This is a genomic window from Actinoplanes sp. NPDC051633, from assembly GCF_040681735.1.
Lineage (GTDB): Bacteria > Actinomycetota > Actinomycetes > Mycobacteriales > Micromonosporaceae > Actinoplanes.
In genome coordinates this window covers 1-1,199 of record NZ_JBFAZH010001722.1, presented here as the reverse complement: position 1 = coordinate 1,199, position 1,199 = coordinate 1, and the positions used below count along the sequence as shown (strand labels likewise).

The following is a 1,199-nucleotide window of genomic DNA, read 5'->3' as shown; positions in this document are numbered from 1 at the left end:
CTACGCCCGCCGGCTCGCCGGCCGCTCAGTCGCCGATCGCGCAGTCGCTCGCGGCTCAGGCCCCGGCAACACAGACCCCCGGTGGCGGACCGCAGGCATACCGAGCCGCGCCGACCGCCCCGACCGGCCTCGGCCCTGCAGGCCAGGGCCTCGCCCAGCCCGGCTTGAACCAGCCCGCCCACCCAGGCGCCAGTCACCCCGCCCGGCCGGACGCAGGCCGCCCGGCCGAACCGGGCCTGGGCCAGCCCACGCAGCCAGGCGCGGACCGCCCCGCTGAGACAGTCCAGGGTCAGCCCACGCAGGCAGGTTTGGCTCAGTCCGCGCAGTCGGGTCTGGGTCAGTCCGCGCAGTCGGGTCTGGGTCAGTCCGCGCAGTCGGGTCTGGGTCAGATCGCGCAGCCGGGCGCGGATCAGCCGGGAACGGGCCTGTCCGCGCAGCCGGGCGCGCCCGCCCAGCCGGGCTTCGGTGAGGCCGCGCGGGGTGCGGGCCAGCCCGCGCAGCCGGATCCGAACCAGCCCACGCTGCCAGGCTTGGCGCTGCCCGCCGAGCCGGGACCGACGCCTCCCGGTCAAGGTCAGCAGGGGCCCGGTCAGCAGGGATTCGGTCAGCCCGGACCATCCGCCTCGGGCCGGCCCGGCCAGGCTCCGTCCGGCCTGCTCGGTGCGCCCCAGACCGCGTCCGCATCTCCGGCGGGCACCCAGGGCGCTCCGGGTCGGTCCGACGGGCTCGGCCAACCCGCGGCGGCGCAGCCCGCGCTCGGGCAGCCCGGGTCGGCAAGCCCCGGCGAGCCGAGCCGGCCTCAGCCCGCGCAGCCGGGTCAGGCGCCGGCTCGCCCGGCGTCGGCGCAGCCGGCCGACAGCCCGTTCCTGCGTTCGGGGCCGGCCGGCGGACCGCAGCGCCCCGCGGCAGGCCACCCCGGCACCGCGGGCCAGCCTGCCCACCCGGGGGTGGGCCTCATCGGCGTCGGTCAGGATGCGCCCGCGCGTCCCGGCACGCCCGCCGCGGAATCAGCCGTCACCGGCTCGGCTCAGGGCGGATCGGCTCAGGATGGATCGACTCAGGGCGGGCCCGCGCCGCTCGGCCACCTCGCACCTGCGCCGGCCGACCGACCGATCGCGCAGCCGCCTCAGGCGGCCGCCCGCCCGTCGCGGCCGCCGCTCGAGCCGCCGCAGATGGGACAGCTCAACCGCCCGATGACA

The 1,199-nt window shown here is 79.0% G+C and carries 1 protein-coding gene and 1 pseudogene; one reads left to right on the top strand and one right to left on the bottom strand.

The features are described from left to right. Positions 1-914: hypothetical protein (locus AB0M20_RS44660; protein WP_364307668.1), on the bottom strand; the 914-nt coding region annotated here is incomplete at its 3' end. Between the two features lie 33 nt (positions 915-947). Between AB0M20_RS44660 and AB0M20_RS44655 the strand changes: the two are divergent. Further along, a pseudogene (locus tag AB0M20_RS44655) lies at positions 948-1,199 on the top strand (hypothetical protein); the annotation flags it as partial.